Genomic DNA, 15,094 nt, shown 5'->3' on the forward strand with positions numbered 1-15,094 from the left:
TCCGCTTCGCGACGAACGGAAGACCGATCCTGCCGGGGCCTACGGTGCGTTTCGGGCTCGCTGGACAGCAGGTGTTGTCGTACGTCGATCGTATTGTCGGCGCATGGTATTTACGTCGCCTGTGGAGCGGGCCATGCCGAATCGTCTGGCTGACGAGCGCGAAGCGCTGACCCAGCAGCTCGACTTCCACCGCGCCACCCTGCTTCGCAAGCTGGAAGGTCTCGATGGCGAGCCGCTGCGCCGGCCGATGACGGCGTCTGGACTCAGCCTGCTGGGGTTGGTGAAGCACCTGGCCGAGACGGAGCATGGCTGGTTCCTCAAGATCTACGGAGGGTTGCCCGAGCCAGATCTGTTCTCGACCGACAATGACCCAGATGCGGAGTTTCGCGTCGATCCCGATGAGACGGCCGACACCCTGGTCGGGCAGTACCTACGGACCTGCGAGCGGGCCCGGGCGGTCGTGGCCGCCGGCGGGCTCGACGACGTGGTCACGACGCCGTGGGGCGCGGAGGTCAACTTGCGGGCGATCCTGGTCCATATGGTCCAGGAGACCGCGCGGCACAATGGTCACGCCGACATCATCCGAGAGGCGATCGACGGCACAACAGGCCATTGAAGGCGGTCTCACAACTGGGTCAGAGACACTCGTTGATCGCGACTGTGTGGAGTATCGCGACTGTGTGGAGTGTGGCCTGATCCCGGTGGAGTGTGGCCTGATCCCGCACGGCGAGTTGGTCGTATCGCGTCGCGATGGCGCGTGGCGTTTGAGCCGGTTTGATACCGCACTTGCGCCCTTCGGCAGCAGCGGGTCCAGCACCGCCCATTGCGCGTCGGTTAGGTCGAACCGCCTCGTCAGCGGTGTGGTGGCCACGAGGTCTCCGTGCTGATGATCGTCTTGGTCGACAACCCATCTACCGGGTAGGTCACCGCCGACGACAACCACACCTGGATCTGCCAGCCATGCCTTGAAGACTCCAACGCCCAGCTCCAGTGGAACGTCGTGTCAGCCCCGACCGACCGGTAAGTGCCCTCACCGACTTTCGAAACACGGCGCAGCCCTCGTCGGACAATCCTGTGGTTTCGCAGGTACTTGCCGTCGCCGAGTCCGTGCGCCGTGCGGCTATGGCGGCGGACAGCCCACCGAGCCCGGGGACCTCGGACTTGGTGGGCGGTCAGCCCGGTCGGGCACAGGGTGGTTCTCCGTGGCGGCTTGTGGTCGGGATGGTGGGAGCTCGCCATGGCTTTGATTGGGGCAGCCAACCGGGACCACCGTCGGCGCCGGCGGCGATGGGCGAGCTGGTCGCATTGGCCGTTTGCATGTCCCGTGGATCGTGGTCGCCCCACGGATCGAACCGTACGGCCGTGTCGTCCGTGGCGGTCCGCGCCAGGTCGCCAGGTGTTGGCGTGTTGGTGCCGGTTCCCGAGCAGGGTGGATCGGTGTCACCCCAAGGATCGAACTGAGCGACTGCGCCAGTCGCGGCGGTGGTGCGTGGCGGCTGGTGGGCGCTGTTTCGGGCATGGCTGGGCAGCAGCCCGCGGCCGCCGTAGCTGCTGCTGGCGGGTGTACTGCTCGCAAGACTGTGGATGGGTCTGCGGTAGCGGGTTCTGGTGGTGGTGGGGCCGGGTTCGGCCCAGGCGGGTCTGGCGACGGTGACGGTGCCGTGGTGGAAGGTGATGGTCCAGTGGCGGTGGTGGGTGTCGATGTGGTGGCGGCGGCAGAGCAGGACCAGGTTGGTCAGGGCGGTGGGGCCGTTGTCGATCCAGGAGATCAGGTGGTGGGCGTCGCAGAAGATCGGCGGGGCTTTGCACACGACGCAGCCTTTGTCGCGGGCGTTCAGGGCGCGGCGGATGGCGCGGTTGACGAAGCGTTGGGCCATGGCGACGTCGAGGGGTTCGGAGTTCGCGCCGAGCACGATCGGGATGATCTGCGCCTCGCACGCCAGCCGGCGGATCGCGCCCGCGGACAGTCCCTCGCCGTGGACCAGGGTGCCGACCGCGTGGGCTCCGGCGTCGGTGAGGTCTTTGAGGTCGATGGTGATCGTGATGTGTGCTTTCGGGCCGTGCCCGGCCTCCGCCGCGGCGCCACTCGCGGCGGCACGAGTCTGGGTGGCGCTGCCGGCCGCCGCTGGCGTGCCGTTGCCGCTGGGCGATCCGGCGGTCTCGGCATCGTCCAGGGTTGCTCCGGCCGGGTCGGCCGGATCGGCTGGATCTGCCGGGGTGGCGGTGGTGATGGCGTTGGAGGCGACGTTGAGGACGTCGGTGAGGGCGTCGGCGCGGCGCTTGTCCGGTGAGCGCGGGTCCAACTCGCCGGTGACGGTCTTACGGGGCTTCGAACCGGACAGGATCAGGGACTGGAACAGTTCGGCGTTCTCGTTGGCCAGGTAGCCGCTGAACTTCACACCCCGGTCCGCGGGCCGCAGCCGCAACTCTTCCCGGGCATAGGCCTTGTCCTCTTCCGGTGCCGGGCCGTCGGCGTCCAGCAGGTCGCGGACCCGGCGGGCCGCCTTGCGCAGTTCCGACGGACAGAAATGGCGGCCCAGGGCGACTAGCTGTTGTTCGGCCACGGCCAGGTCCTCGACCGCGACGGTCTTGGGCACGTTCTCCAGTTCGGCCACGATCGCCGCGGCCTGCGCCGGAGACAACACCACTGCATCGGCTCCGGCCTCCCCGCCCGGCTCACCACCCGGGTCGCTGGCCGGCTCGTCGTCGTTGGCGTCTGCCGGATCCCCGACGCCGGTGGCTGGCAGGGCGTTGGTGATGGCGGGGTACTTGCGCAGCGCCTTGGCCAGGGCCAGGTCACGCTTGATCACGCCCGGGTCCAGGCGGTGCCGGAACGCCAGCAGCCTCGCGGTGTCGCCGGCGCCGAGGGTCGCGGCGTGACCGGTCGCGTCGTAGGCGGCCAGGACCTGCAGACGGTAGGTCTGCAACCGGGAGATCTCGGCCTGCAGCGCGTCGAGAGTCGACAGCTGCTCGCTGTCACTCATCGACCACACCGGCCGCTCACCCAAGATCTCCATACCCCAGACCCTAGACACCCCCTCCGACAGTTTCTGTGCCGGAAGGCCCTTATTTGTAAGGGATTCCGAAGATTGACCGAAACTCGACGCAGGCATCGGATTCGGTCAGCTTGTCCACAACCACCTGCAGCTGTGGACGTGGGCGAGAAGGATTTCCGACCATGCGCCGATCGCTAGCTCGTGGGGTTGGCAGTGAGGTTGACGCGCAGGCGATCGCGTGACGTTCCTACTGTGCGCCGTTGATTTGATCTGTAGGGCGTTCGTTGCGGGTCAGGCAGGTGGACCGGCTGCCAGGCGGTCGCGGATCTGTCGCATGCGCTCGGTGGAGTTGTGCGGCATGTCCCAGCGGGTCTCCAGCCACCAGGTCGCGCCCACCTCCGCCCACGGCCTGACCTCGGCTGCCGCAGCCTCCCGGTCGTCTGCCGGCGTCTCGCCCTCGGCGACCACGTCCAGGCCGGGGGCAGCGCCGCGCTCGTCCAGCCACGAACGCAGGGACCGCATCTCCTCAGGCGAGGCTTCCCCCTGGTACTGCGGCAGCACCCCGTCGCAGCGCAGTACTCGCCGCATCGACTTGGGTCGCGGCCATGCACCCACCACCCAGATCGGGATCCGCTCCTGCACGGGCCGGCCCACCTGGGTGAGGTCATCGCGAGCGCACTCGTAGTCGTAGTGCTTGCCGTGATAGCTCAGCCCGCCGGCCCACAACTCCCGGATCAGGTCGATGCCCTCGTCCATCATCGAAGCCCGCGTCCTGAGATCGAGCTCTTCGCCGGTCAGCGGCAGATCCGTGTCGACAGCGCCCAACCCGACCGCCAGGATCGCCCGTCCACCGGACAGTTGGTCAAGCGTCACCACCTGACTGGCCACCTTCCAGGGCCGCCGCCACGGCAACGGAGTCAGCATCGTGCCGAGCTTGATCCGCTCAGTCCGCGCCGCCATCGCCGACAACAGACCCCAGGCATCGACTCCATAGGCCGCCTCCCACACGAAGACCCCGTCCCACCCCGCCTCCTCGGCCAGCACGGCCTGCTCCAACTGCTCCACCGCAGTACCGCCCGGCAGGATCACCCCATATCTCATGCCCCGTTCCTACTCCTCCCCACGGACATTTCGGGCTGCGCAGTGGGCGTCAGGGCAGGGGTGGATTTAAGGCTGGCTGAAGGGGATGGTGGCAGAGTGTGGCGATACGGGCATTTTGTGCACGGACAGTGACAGGATGAACGGGGTGGATGACATGACGCAGACCGCTGGGACCGGGGTCGACGAGTTACGAGGGAGCATCGGGGGCGCGGTGTTCGCGCCGGACGATGCCGGGTACGACGATGCGCGGCGGGTCTGGAACGCGGACATCGACCGGCGGCCGGCGGTGATCGTCAGCTGCCGGACGGCCGAGGAAGTGCGCGCGGCGATCGCATTCGCCACCACGACCGGGCTGGAGATCGCGGTGCGGGGTGGTGCGCACAATCCGACCGGCGCGGCGAGTGTCGACGACGGGCTGGTGATCGACCTCAGCGGAATGAACCAGGTGACGGTGGACCCGGCGGCCAAGCGGGCCAAGGTCGGCGGCGGGGCGTTGCTGGCGGATCTTGACGCGGCCACCCAGGCGCACGGGCTCGCGGTACCGGCGGGCATGATCAGCCACACCGGCGTCGGAGGCCTCACCCTGGGCGGCGGGATGGGCTGGCTGACGCGACTCGGCGGGCTCAGCATCGACGACCTCGTCTCGGCGCGGGTGGTCACCGCGGACGGGCGGATCCTGCGCGCCGCCGAGGACGAGCACCCCGAACTCTTCTGGGCGCTGCGCGGTGGCGGCGGCAACTTCGGCGTGGTGACGGAGTTCGAGTTCCGCCTGTACGACGTGGGGCCGCTCGTCCAGTACGGGTTGCTCTTCTTCGGGCTGGAGCAGGGGCCGGAGATGTTCCGGCTGGCGCGCGAGGTGATTCCGACCCTGTCGCGCGAGTTCAACGTGGTGCTCGGCGGGCTGAACGCGCCGCCCGCGCCGTTCGTGCCGGAGGAGTTCCACTTCCGGCCGGGGTACGTGATGGTCGTCACGGGCCTCGGGTCGCCCGCGGCCCACGCGGAGGTGCTCGACCGGGTGAGGTCCGCGTTGCCACCGCTGTTCGAGTTCGCCACGCCGATGCCGTACGTCGCGCTGCAGCAACTCCTGGACGAGTCGCAGCGCTGGGGGCAGCACGTCTACGAGAAGAGCAGCTTCCTCGACGACCTGACGGACGAGGTGATCGAGGTCATCACCGAGCACGTGCCGGTCAAGACGTCACCCACGTCGGTGAACCTGTTCTACCGGCTGGACGAGGCGTTCTCGGAGCCGGACGACGACGCGACGGCCTTCGGCGGCGGCCGGACGCCGCGGTACGCGTGCTTCGTCATCGGGGTCTGCCAGGACCCGGAGTCGTTGCCGGCCGAGCAGGCGTGGGTGCGCTCGTTCTGGGAGGCGCTCACTCCACACGCGATCAGCACGGGCGGATACGTCAACGCGCTGGGCGACACGGACCAGGATCGCGTGCGGGCGTCGTACGGGAAGAAGTACGAGCGGCTGGCCCAGGTGAAGGCGGAGTACGACCCGGGCAACGTGTTCCACCTGAACGCGAACATCAAGCCCGCTTAGCGATCCGGCGCAGCGGTGCCTGCCGCGACGGCGTCGCCTCAGATGGAGGCGGCGCCGTCGAGCACCAGGACCTGGCCGTTGATGTTGGTGTTGTCGAGCAGCAGCATCCGGACCACCGGGACGACCTCGTCCGGCTCGGTCAGGTGACCGGTCGGGGTCCGGCGGACGATCTGGTCGAGCTGGGTCTGACCGAGCACCGCCGACATGTCCGAGGCGAAGAAGCCGGGCGCGACCGAGTTCGCCAGCACCCGGCCGCCCAGCTCACGCGCCAGTGACCTGGTGGCCGAGTCCATGCCGCCCTTCGTCGCGGAGTACGCGACCAGGCCGGGGAAGCCACGCTGGGCGCAGATCGAGGTGATGTTGACGATCCGGCCCTTGAGGCTCTTGGCCAGCAAACGGCGCAGTACGAACCGGGTCAGCACCAGCGGCGAGGTCAGGTTCGTCTGGATGATGTGGGCGAGTTGGTCGGCCGAGGTGTGCACGTGCAGCGAGTCCTGGCCGATGGCCGCGTTGTTGACCAGGCCGTCGATCGGGCCGAGTTTCTCCTCGACCTCCTTGACGAACGCCTGGGTCGCCTTGGCGTCGTTCACGTCGACCGAGCCGACGTGCACCTGGTCCGGGTACTTCTCGGCCAGCGCGGTCAGTTCCGGCGTCACCGTCCGGGCGAACGCGGCCACCTTCACGCCGTTGCCGACCAGGTCGCTGACGATCGCCAGCCCGAGACCCCGGGAACCACCCGAGACGAGCACCACCGACGACGGCGGGACCAGAGGGGATTCAGACATCGCTCTTCAACGTCTCCTTCTGCGGGATCGCGTCCAGGAACTTGATCCGCCGCGGTATGCCGTAGTCCGGCAGGCGGTTCGAACACCACTGGACCAGATCGGCGTCAGTGATCGGGCCGAGGTCGGGGCTCGTCACCACCTCGGCGGCGACCATCCGGCCGACGAGCGGGGCCTTGCGGGCGAAGACCCGGGCCCAGGCGACGGCCGGGTGGCCCATCAGCACATTGCGGACCAGGCCGGCCGAGACCTTGGACCCGCCGACGTTGATCTCGTCGCTGTCCAGCCGTCCGGTGATCAGCACGCGATCGTCGACGAACTCGACCCGGTCACCGGTCCGGACGGCTCCGTCGAGACCCGCGCCGTGGTGCGGTGAGGTGATGATCAGTTCGTCCTTGTCCACCGAGAGGAACGGCCGCTCGGACTCGGGATCGGGCTCGCGATCCAGCCAGGCCCGGGGGAACCCAGCCTTGCCGTCGTGCACCACGATCGACGCGCCGACCTCGGAGGACGCGTAGATCCAGGAGATCCGCGCCTGCGGGAAGATCTCCCGCAGCCGGTCCAGGATCGCCTGGTCCACCGGCTCGCCGCCGAGGGTGATCTGCTCCAGCGGCACCTTGGCGAGCGCCTCGGTGTCGCGGTAGATGGTCTGCCGCCAGAAGGTCGGCGTTCCCGAGGCCGCGGTGACGCCGTGCTCCGCGGCGATCAGCGGCCACGTCTCCAGCTCGGACGGCTCGATCACGACCAGACCCTGGTCCGCCTGGGTCAGCGAGATCGTCACCACCTGCCACCAGGCGTAGGTGCCCGGGGCGTAGGGGAGCAACCAGGTGCGCGGTTGCTGCTGAGTGGTCACGGTGGTCAGGGACTCGAGGGTGTGACCGATCCGCTTCGGCCGTCCGGTCGAGCCGGAGGTGAGCAGCCAGACGCGGCCGGACTCCTCCACCCGCTTGAGTTTCGCCGGGGTCACCGAGTGCTCGTCGCCCTTGGCGATCACCACCGCGAAACCGGACTCGCCGAGCTCCTCGCGCATGCTCAGATCCACCCGCGAGCCGGTCGCGACCAGCAGTTCGGTGCCGTGCACGGCGTGGTGCCGGACCGCCGCCAGCGCGTCGGCCCCGTTGTCCACCAGCACTGCGGCCGGCGACGGCAGCTGGGGCAGTTTGTGCAGGGTCCTCCAGGTCACCGTCCGGCCACCGGCGACGACGGTGTTGTCGTCGCCGATCAGGGCGGTGCTACGGCGCCGGGCGGTCACGCCGACTGGAGCTGCTCGATGAAGTCCAGCACGTCGCCGACCTTGGCGATCTGGCGCAGCCCGGGGGCATCGAAGTTCAGCTCGTCGCCGATCTCGTCCTCGACCCGCAGGGCCAGCTCGGAGAAGTCCAGCGACCGGAAGCCGATCTCCCGCAGGTCGGCGCTGTCTTCGGCCGGCAAGGTCTTGCCCTGCGCCTTCATCACCGCTCCCATCAGGTCCCGGATCTGCTCCCGCGTCAACTCAGCCATGACCACAGAGCCTAGGGCATGGCTGTTCATCCCCTGCAGTCGCGAGCAGGAGGTGTTCGACACGGTCGCTCCGTGTGCTGGAGTGACGACAGCGATGCGGCGTGGTCGGACGGGTCCGCCGCATGGTCTACGGGACTTCCGGGGACGCGTCGCGGACACGGTCGGGGAGGTCGCGGTGGCGGGACAGCCGGCGGCGGACCCGTTTGACCCGGTCCCGGATCTCCCAGCCGATCAGCGCGATCATCGGAGTGGCTGCGGCGAGCGCGGCGAGCAGGATCTCCTCGACCGGCAGACCGGCGATGTGCTGGGCCGACATGAGGACCTCCCGTGCGCTGCGTGACGGACCGGGGGGAGTTTGCCTACTCAGTGTAGGCGGGAGTGCCCGTGGGGTAAACGGCTAATACACTGGGCCCCGATTTGCCATCAGCAGGGACTTTCCGTCGTCCGGGGCCCTCTTTCCGTGTGCAAGGACGCGACTCGAGAGGAACGGGATGACGAGACCGGGACGCGGGCCGCGCCTTGCCGCGATGGCGAGCCTGCCCGTGCTGCCGCTGGCCTGGTTCCTCGCCCTGCGGGACCTCCCGAGCTGGATGTCCGCGGCGTACCTCGGCTACCTGCTGATCGTGATCGCCATCCCGGGCACGGTCTTCTGGCGACGGCTCACCGGTGGCACCGGCTGGTTCACGGTCGACGCGGTGCTCGGGACGACGTTCGGCCTGGCCGTCGAAGCCCTGCTCTACCCGCTCGGCAGATGGGTCGACATCCCGCTGATCGTCCTGGTGATGCCGGCACTGGCCAGCGGCATGTACCGCGGACTGCCGCGCCGCCGCCTCCCCGATCGGCCGACCCCGTGGTGGGCGATCGCCGGAGTGATGGTGTCGGTCGGAGTCGCCGCCGCGTGGTTCGGGCGGGTCGGCTCCCGCCTGATCCCCTTGGACGGCCCGGCCGCGCTCCGCCCGGACTCGGACGCGCAGTACAACCTGTCCATCGCGGCCGAGCTGACCCATCATTTCCCGCCGGAGATCCCGTATGCCTCCGGGCGGCCGCTCACCAGTCATTGGGGCGCGTTCGACCACATCGCGTCCGTGCACTGGACCACCAGCATCGAGCTCGACGTACTGACCTTCCGTATCGTGCCGTTAGCCCTGCTGCTCCTAGCGGTCCTCGCTGCGGCTGCGGTCGGCATGGTGCTCACTGGGCGCGCCGTCGCCGCACCGATCGCGGCGGGCCTCACAGTGGCCGCTGGTGACCTTGCTGGGTGGCCGTGGGCCATCACTGGGCGGCTGTACAACGACAGCCCGTTCTCCCTGGGCCAACTGACCAGCCCGTCGCAGGCGTTCTCCACAGTCCTTGTGCTGCCTCTGATCGCTGTCACGGCCCTGCTGCTGCGCAGGAAGCCCGGACAGACACGACTGCAGCTCGCCGGGCTGTTCGTGGCCGCGGGGATCCTGATCGCGGCGCTGGCCACCGCCAAGGCCTCAGCACTGCCCGTGTACGGCGCTGGACTCGCTGCGGCTTGGGTCTACCTGACAGTGCGCGCCGGACGGCTCAACCTGCGTTCTCTGGTGCTCGCGGCAGCGGTGGCGGGCTCCTACTTGTTCGTGTTCTTCGTGGCCTTGCGCGGCACTCCGTCGATGGTGACCTTCGAGCCGGCCAAGACCTTCCGCCACCTGCTCGACGAGATGACGACCGAGCGGACCACTGCTGCCCTGGTCGTGGTTGCGGTCGTCGTGTCGATCGGCTGGCTGATGCCTGCCGCCGGCGCTCTCCTGATCCGGCGACGTCTCCCCCGCGACCCGATGCCCGTGATGCTGCTGGTCTCCCTGCTCAGCGCTGTCGTCGCGACCGGCCTGCTCTACGACGACGGCCAGGCGCAGTTGTTCTTCATCCGCAGCGGCTTCATCTACGGCGTTCTGCTCGCCACCTGGGGCCTGGGCTCACTCGACCGCCGCCAGTACTACGTCGCCGCGCCGGCGCTGCTGATCGGAGTCGCCGCGATCTACTGGGGCCGCTATCGCTCCGAGGACTCCTGCGGCGGCCCGGACTGCCTTGCGCAGCCCCTGGCGGTTGCGCTCGTCACCGCGGCGGTCGGCGTCGGTGTGCTCGGGCTGCTCGTCCGTGGAGCGCGCCGGACCTGGGCGGTAATCGCGGTCGCGGTCGCTCTGGGTATGACCGTGTCCCCGACCTTGGCCTCCCTGCAGGACTTCGCCACACCCCCGCTGACGACGTACGAGTCGGTGGCGCCGGGTGGGATCGAGGCGGCCCGGTTCATTCGCCGGAACTCCGGGCCGAACGACCTGATCGCGACCAACATCCACTGCCGTGACGCCGGTGCGGAGAAGTGCCTGACCGGGTCGTACTGGATCCCCGGATACGCCGAGCGGCGCGTGCTGGTCGAGGGCTGGGCCTACACGACCAGAGTGGACGACACCTACACCAAGGACGAGCGGGTCCAGGGAGCCTTCTGGGACCAGGAGATGCGCCGGCTCAACGACGAGGCGTTCACCGCGCCGACCCGGGAGATCCTGGAGACGCTGCGGACGAAGTACGGCGTGCAGTGGTTGCTCGCCGACAAGCGCGTCGGCGTGCCGTCGGAGGACTTGGAGCGTCTGACGGAGCTCCGGTTCGAGTACGGCACCGTCCGGGTCTACCAGCTCTTCCCGCCGCCGACCGGCAACCCGACCCCGACACCGACCGGGTTCCCGAGCGGGTCGCCGTCCGGCTTCCCGTCGCAGACGCCGGGCGGGTCGCCGTCGCAGCCGCCGGGCGGGTTCCCGACACAGACGCCGGGCGGCTTTCCGACCCAGACGCCTGGCGGTTTCCCGTCGACGCCGGGTGGGTTCCCCAGTCAGCCCCAGGTCGGTTACCCCTCGCAGACGCCATCGCCCGGGTTCACCCCGCCGACTCCGCCTTCCAGTGGGAGCTTCTGATCAGCCCACGCTGATCGTCGGGATCGGCAGGCTCTGGTTCCAGGTGCGGTCGAGGGCGGTCACGGAGTACAGGTAGTGATGCCCCTTGACCGCGGTGGTGTCGACGTACGTCTGCTGGCCTCCGGTCGACCGCAGCGTCGCGATCAGGTTGCGCGCGTCGTTGTCCGCGCACCAATCACCCGCCGTCAGGTCCCGCCGGTAGACCGCGTACGACGTGGTCTCGGCCGAGGTGGCCCGCCACTGCAGCCGCACGCCGGTGCTGGTCCTGTCGGAGCGCAGCGAACGCACCGGCAGCGGCGCACGGGAGTCCAGCGAGGGCATCGCCGGGATCAATGCCGGCCGTGTATACCAGTTGCTGTTCAGCAGACTGGTCGCTCCGAGCCGGTCGGCACGCACGTCCTTGGCGGAGAAGTAGATGTCGCCCTTGACCTCGGGAATCGTGGCGTTGAAGGCCAGGTGGTCGCTCAGCTCGGCCGGGTCGGACCAGTCCGGCGACTGCGTCGAGGTGCCGACCTTGTACGTCGCCTGGCCGATGTAGAGGTGGACGTCGGTGCCGCGGACCTGCTCCGCCCACCACGGCACGATCTTGTTGTAGTCCGCCGGAGCGAAGCCGCCGGCCCAGTAGACCTGCGGCACGATGTAGTCGATCCACTCCTCGCGCACCCAGCGGCGGGTGTCCGCGGCGAGGTCGTCGTACGTCTGGACCCCTGCGGTCGTGTCGGAGCCGAGCGGGTCGGTCGCGGCGTTCCGCCAGACGGCGAAGGGCGAGATGCCGAACTTCACCCACGGCTTGGCCGCCTTGATCCGGTGCTGCAGTTCCTGGATCAGCAGGTTGATGTTGTTCCGCCGCCACTCGGCCACCGTCGGGAAGGCCGCCCCGTACTGCGCGTAGGTGGCCGCGTCGTCGAAGACCTGGCCCGCCACCGGGTACGGGTAGAAGTAGTCGTCGAAGTGCACGCCGTCCAGGTCGTAGCCCGACACCGCGTCCATGATCGCGTCCTCGACGAGCTTGCGCGCCGCGGGGATACCCGGGTTGTAGTAGAGCTTGCCGCCGTAGGTGACGACCCAGTCCGGGTGCTGGCGAGCCGGGTGCTCCGGGACCAGGGCGTTGAGGTCGGTGCCCATCGAGAGCCGGTACGGGTTGAACCAGCCGTGCAGTTCGAGGTTCCGCTTGTGCGCCTCGGCCACGGCGAAGGCGAGCGGGTCGTAGCCGGGGTTCCCGCCCTGCTGACCGGTGAGGTACCGCGACCACGGCTCGACCTTGGACGGCCAGAACGCGTCCGCTGTCGGCCGGATCTGGAGTACTACGGTGTTGTGGCGCTGCCGGACGGCGTCGTCGAGCCAGCCGATCAGTTCGGCCTGCTGCTGCGCCGCGGTGAGCCCGGTCCGTGAGGGCCAGTCGATGTTGACCACCGACGACACCCAGGTCGCGCGGAACTGCCTCAACGGAGTACTGGGGTCGGGGGCACAGGACGAGTCTGCCTGCACCGGCGACGCGCCGGCCGCAGTACTGGGCAGGGTGCTGGTGAGCAGGGCTGCCGCCACCCCGAGAACGCCGACGATCCGCCAGACTCTCATGTCACTCTCCGACTGATTCGTGGATGAAGTCGAAAAATAGTTACACAGTTGGGCCGTGCGTAGAAGGGGTCGGTACGGTTGGCACATGCTGCGCACGGCGACTGACCACGACGTCGACCTCATCCGGACCCTGCGCAACCAGCAGGCCAACCGCGAGGTGAGCGTCAACTCGCACGAGATCTCCCCTGACGAGCACGCCGGCTGGTGGGCCAAGACGAGCGTCGACCCGACCCGGCGGGTGCTGGTCTACGAACGCGCCGGCACCGTCGCCGGGGTGGTGAACTTCTTCGACCTGGAGCTCGACGCGGCACCGCGGACCGGGGCCTGGGGATTCTTCCTCGACGCCGACGGACTGGCCGAGCGGGGTGAGACGCTGCCTGCCTGGATCGAGGTGATGAAGGAAGCCACCGGGTACGCGTTCGACGAGCTCGGCCTCGACGAGCTGACCGGCGAGGTGCTCGAGCGCAACACCGTGGTCCGGCAGATGAACCAGCGGTTCCGCTTCACCGAGGGCGAGCCGCAGACCCGGTACGCCGATGGTCGCGAGATCACCGTGCTGCCGATCAGCCTTCACAAAGACAACCGGCGCAAGCCGAAGGGAAACTCATGAGTGCCAGCAAGACCATCGACTTCGGCGGTGTCCCGGTCGGACCGGAGCACCAGCCGTTCGTGATCGCGGAGATGTCGGGCAACCACAACGGCGACCTCGAGCGGGCCAAGGACATCGTCCGCGCGATGGCGGACACCGGGGTGCAGGCGCTCAAGCTGCAGACCTACACCGCCGACACGATCACCCTGGACGTCGATCTGCCCGCCTTCCGGCTGCCGTCGGAGCACGAACTGTGGGGCGGCGCCCGGTTGTACGACCTGTACGACGAGGCCCACACGCCGTGGGAGTGGCACGAGCCGCTGTTCGAGCTGGCGAACTCGCTCGGCATGCTCGGGTTCTCGTCGCCGTTCGACCCGACGGCGATCGACTTCCTGGAGAAGCTGCACGTCCCGGCGTACAAGGTCGCGTCGAACGAGATCGGCGACCTGCCGCTGGTCCGCGCGATGGCCGAGACCGGTAAGCCGATCATCATCTCCACCGGCTCCGCGACGTTGACCGACATCGACGCGGCGGTCCGCGCGGCCCGCTCCACCGGCAACGAGCAGATCGTCGTGCTCTCGTGCACGGCGAGCTACCCGGCCCCGGCCGACCAGTCCAACCTCCGCGGCATCCCCGTACTGCGGGACGCGCTCGGCGTGCAGATCGGCCTGTCGGACCACACGATGGGCATCGGCGCGTCGATCGCGGCGGTGGCGCTCGGCGCGACGGTGATCGAGAAGCACGTGACGCTGTCCCGCGCGGACGGCGGCGTCGACTCCGCGTTCTCGCTGGAACCGGCGGAGATGAAGCTCCTGGTCGAAGGCACCAAGGTCGCCCAGCAGGCCCTCGGCGAGCCGCTGATCGGCCCGAAGCAGGCCGAGCAGAACGTACTGCGCTTCCGCCGCTCCCTCTACATCACCCGCGATGTCAAGGCCGGCGAGAAGGTTGCCCCCGACAACGTCCGCTCCGTCCGCCCGGCCGGCGGCCTCCCCCCGGACGCCTTCACCTCCGTCGAAGGCCGCCCCTTCCGCACCGACGCCCCCGCCGGCACCCCCCTCACCTGGGACGTCCTCTAACCCCCTCCACCGCCCCTCCGCCCTCCAGGAAGGTTTGTTGTGCTGGTTTCCGTCGTGGTGCCTTGTTATCGGTCGGGTGCCACGTTGCCGCGCTTGGTGGATGAGCTGAACCAGGTGTTGCCGGGGGTTACGGCCGGGTTCGAGATCGTGCTGGTGGTGGACGGGAGTCCGGACGACACCTGGCAGGTCGCGAGTGAACTGGCGAACAAGTACCCGGAGACGCGGGCTCTGCGGCTCGCGCGGAACTACGGGCAGCACAACGCGTTGATCGCCGGCGTCCGCAACGCGCGGTACGAGGTGGTCGTGACGATGGACGACGACCTGCAGCACCCCGCCGACCAGGTGCCGGTGCTGCTGCGTGCGCTGACCGACGACATCGACCTCGTGTACGGCGTACCGGCGGACGAGGAGCACGGGCTGGTCCGGAGCTTCTCGTCCCGGCTGGTCAAGGCGGCGATGGCGTCGACCATGTCAGTGCGCAACGCCAGATCCATCAGCGCTTTCCGGGCTTTCCGAACCTTCCTGCGGGACGGGTTCGACGGGCTCGACGGGCCGCACGCTTCAGTGGACGTGGCGTTGTCGTGGTCGACCACCAGGATCGCGCAGACCACGGTCCGGATGGAGGAGCGAACCGACGGGCAGTCGAACTACACGACCTGGATGCTGATGAAGCACGCGCTCGCGCTGATCACCGGGTACTCCGTGGAGCCGCTGCGGCTGGTCGGCTATCTCGGCTTCATCTGCGCGGTGTTCGGCGTCGGGTTGTTCGGGGTGATCATCTACAAGTACGCCAGCGGCGCGACCACGGTCGCGGGGTTCACCACGATCGCGTCCATGGTCGCGCTGTTCTCCGGCGCCCAGATGCTCGCGCTCGGCGTCCTCGGCGAGTACGTCGGCCGGCTGCACTCGGGCTCGATGGGCCGGCCGACCTACGTGATCCGGGAACGCACCGATGTGGACGCCCACCCGGACATCAAGAGTGAGGGCGTCTGACCC

General features: G+C 68.9%; 13 protein-coding genes. 6 read left to right on the top strand and 7 right to left on the bottom strand.

The features are described 5' to 3' along the window. The first annotated feature begins 121 nt into the window (after window positions 1-121). A complete protein-coding gene (locus EV648_RS09440) occupies window positions 122-616 on the top strand; it encodes a DinB family protein (RefSeq protein WP_199234512.1) in 495 nt (164 codons plus the stop codon). 556 nt (window positions 617-1,172) lie between these two features. On the opposite strand, the gene EV648_RS44715 is transcribed toward EV648_RS09440, so the two are convergent. After that, window positions 1,173-3,017, bottom strand: coding sequence for an HNH endonuclease signature motif containing protein (locus tag EV648_RS44715; RefSeq protein ID WP_255512803.1), 1,845 nt, complete (start codon window positions 3,015-3,017; stop codon window positions 1,173-1,175). Window positions 3,018-3,287: 270 nt separating this feature from the next. Continuing rightward, complete coding sequence (locus EV648_RS09450; RefSeq protein WP_132287784.1) at window positions 3,288-4,097, bottom strand: LLM class flavin-dependent oxidoreductase; 810 nt, start codon at window positions 4,095-4,097, stop codon at window positions 3,288-3,290. Between the two features lie 154 nt (window positions 4,098-4,251). Between EV648_RS09450 and EV648_RS09455 the strand changes: the two genes are divergently transcribed. Continuing rightward, the gene (locus EV648_RS09455; protein WP_132288714.1) at window positions 4,252-5,643 is read left to right on the top strand and encodes an FAD-binding oxidoreductase; all 1,392 of its coding nucleotides are present in this window, start codon (window positions 4,252-4,254) and stop codon (window positions 5,641-5,643) included. A gap of 38 nt (window positions 5,644-5,681) precedes the next feature. Here the strand turns inward: EV648_RS09455 and EV648_RS09460 are convergent, their stop codons facing one another. The 4 genes from EV648_RS09460 to EV648_RS09475 all read right to left on the bottom strand — a co-directional run bounded on the left by EV648_RS09460 (window position 5,682) and on the right by EV648_RS09475 (window position 8,241). Next, a complete protein-coding gene (locus EV648_RS09460) occupies window positions 5,682-6,428 on the bottom strand; it encodes an SDR family NAD(P)-dependent oxidoreductase (RefSeq protein ID WP_132287787.1) in 747 nt (248 codons plus the stop codon). Further along, window positions 6,421-7,677: a class I adenylate-forming enzyme family protein gene (locus tag EV648_RS09465; protein WP_132287790.1), complete on the bottom strand. Its 1,257-nt coding sequence runs from the start codon at window positions 7,675-7,677 to the stop codon at window positions 6,421-6,423. Before EV648_RS09465 ends, EV648_RS09460 begins: the two co-directional genes overlap by 8 nt. Next, window positions 7,674-7,925: an acyl carrier protein gene (locus tag EV648_RS09470; RefSeq protein WP_132287793.1), complete on the bottom strand. Its 252-nt coding sequence runs from the start codon at window positions 7,923-7,925 to the stop codon at window positions 7,674-7,676. Before EV648_RS09470 ends, EV648_RS09465 begins: the two co-directional genes overlap by 4 nt. A gap of 127 nt (window positions 7,926-8,052) precedes the next feature. Further along, the gene (locus EV648_RS09475) at window positions 8,053-8,241 is read right to left on the bottom strand and encodes a hypothetical protein (protein WP_132287796.1); all 189 of its coding nucleotides are present in this window, start codon (window positions 8,239-8,241) and stop codon (window positions 8,053-8,055) included. 175 nt (window positions 8,242-8,416) lie between these two features. On the opposite strand from EV648_RS09475, the gene EV648_RS09480 reads away from it, so the two are divergent. Next, window positions 8,417-10,855: a hypothetical protein gene (locus EV648_RS09480; protein WP_132287799.1), complete on the top strand. Its 2,439-nt coding sequence runs from the start codon at window positions 8,417-8,419 to the stop codon at window positions 10,853-10,855. Here the strand turns inward: EV648_RS09480 and EV648_RS09485 are convergent, their stop codons facing one another. Beyond that, the gene (locus EV648_RS09485) at window positions 10,856-12,433 is read right to left on the bottom strand and encodes a glycoside hydrolase family 10 protein (RefSeq protein ID WP_132287802.1); all 1,578 of its coding nucleotides are present in this window, start codon (window positions 12,431-12,433) and stop codon (window positions 10,856-10,858) included. An 85-nt stretch (window positions 12,434-12,518) separates the two neighbouring features. Here EV648_RS09485 and EV648_RS09490 point away from each other — a divergent pair, with 85 nt between their 5' ends. Genes EV648_RS09490 through EV648_RS09500 form a run of 3 tightly spaced genes read left to right on the top strand, consistent with a single transcriptional unit; the run spans window position 12,519 to window position 15,091 of the window. Then, window positions 12,519-13,043 (top strand): GNAT family N-acetyltransferase, encoded by a 525-nt coding sequence (locus tag EV648_RS09490; RefSeq protein WP_132287805.1) that lies wholly within the window; start codon window positions 12,519-12,521, stop codon window positions 13,041-13,043. Continuing rightward, window positions 13,040-14,098: a pseudaminic acid synthase gene (gene pseI / locus EV648_RS09495; protein ID WP_132287808.1), complete on the top strand. Its 1,059-nt coding sequence runs from the start codon at window positions 13,040-13,042 to the stop codon at window positions 14,096-14,098. The genes EV648_RS09490 and pseI overlap by 4 nt, the downstream gene beginning before the upstream one ends. Before the next feature lie 39 nt (window positions 14,099-14,137). Next, window positions 14,138-15,091, top strand: a complete 954-nt coding sequence (locus tag EV648_RS09500) for a glycosyltransferase family 2 protein (RefSeq protein ID WP_132287811.1) — start codon at window positions 14,138-14,140, stop codon at window positions 15,089-15,091. The last annotated feature ends 3 nt before the right edge of the window (window positions 15,092-15,094 follow it).

The organism is Kribbella sp. VKM Ac-2568 (assembly GCF_004345365.1).
Lineage (GTDB): Bacteria > Actinomycetota > Actinomycetes > Propionibacteriales > Kribbellaceae > Kribbella > Kribbella orskensis.

Bases quoted from the DNA above. Each gene is read 5' to 3' on its own strand.
- EV648_RS44715 (WP_255512803.1), bottom strand. From the start codon at position 3,017: ATGGAGATCTTGGGTGAGCGGCCGGTGTGGTCGATGAGTGACAGCGAG.
- EV648_RS09450 (WP_132287784.1), bottom strand. From the start codon at position 4,097: ATGAGATATGGGGTGATCCTGCCGGGCGGTACTGCGGTGGAGCAGTTG.
- EV648_RS09455 (WP_132288714.1), top strand. From the start codon at position 4,252: ATGACGCAGACCGCTGGGACCGGGGTCGACGAGTTACGAGGGAGCATC.
- EV648_RS09460 (WP_132287787.1), bottom strand. From the start codon at position 6,428: ATGTCTGAATCCCCTCTGGTCCCGCCGTCGTCGGTGGTGCTCGTCTCG.
- EV648_RS09470 (WP_132287793.1), bottom strand. From the start codon at position 7,925: ATGGCTGAGTTGACGCGGGAGCAGATCCGGGACCTGATGGGAGCGGTG.
- EV648_RS09475 (WP_132287796.1), bottom strand. From the start codon at position 8,241: ATGTCGGCCCAGCACATCGCCGGTCTGCCGGTCGAGGAGATCCTGCTC.
- EV648_RS09480 (WP_132287799.1), top strand. From the start codon at position 8,417: ATGACGAGACCGGGACGCGGGCCGCGCCTTGCCGCGATGGCGAGCCTG.
- EV648_RS09485 (WP_132287802.1), bottom strand. From the start codon at position 12,433: ATGAGAGTCTGGCGGATCGTCGGCGTTCTCGGGGTGGCGGCAGCCCTG.
- EV648_RS09490 (WP_132287805.1), top strand. From the start codon at position 12,519: ATGCTGCGCACGGCGACTGACCACGACGTCGACCTCATCCGGACCCTG.
- pseI (WP_132287808.1), top strand. From the start codon at position 13,040: ATGAGTGCCAGCAAGACCATCGACTTCGGCGGTGTCCCGGTCGGACCG.